Annotated in this window: 1 protein-coding gene; it reads left to right on the top strand. The window is 65.9% G+C overall.

The annotated features are described in order from the left end of the window. The coding region (locus BTM36_RS25600) for a helix-turn-helix domain-containing protein (protein WP_139347292.1) at nt 1–393 on the top strand (393 nt) is incomplete at both ends.

Genomic DNA, 393 nt, shown 5'->3' on the forward strand with positions numbered 1-393 from the left:
ATGTCCGTGGCGCTCGATGTGGCGAGCGTCTTTATCTACGACGAAGCGCATGCGTCCAACGTTGCGCAGCCGCTTGTCTCGCTGGGGCGGCTCGACGGCGTGCATCCGAAACTCGCCACGGCGATTCGGCTCATGGAGGGGCATCTCGACGCGCCGCTCACCATCGGTGCCATCGCCAAACGCTGCGGTCTCAGCGCCCGCAGCCTGGAAAAGATTTTTGCGAAGGCCGTGGGCGAGGGACCCGGCCGCTACTATCTGCGCCTGCGCCTGAAGATCGCGCGGCGGCTGATCACCGACACCAAAACCCCGCTGGCCGATATCGCCGCGCGTACGGGTTTTTCATCCGCTGCCGCATTCGCCCGCACGTTCCGCACCTTCGAGGGCAAGCCGCCG

Origin of the sequence: Herbaspirillum sp. VT-16-41 (genome assembly GCF_001994935.1) — a bacterium.
Lineage (GTDB): Bacteria > Pseudomonadota > Gammaproteobacteria > Burkholderiales > Burkholderiaceae_D > Herbaspirillum > Herbaspirillum frisingense.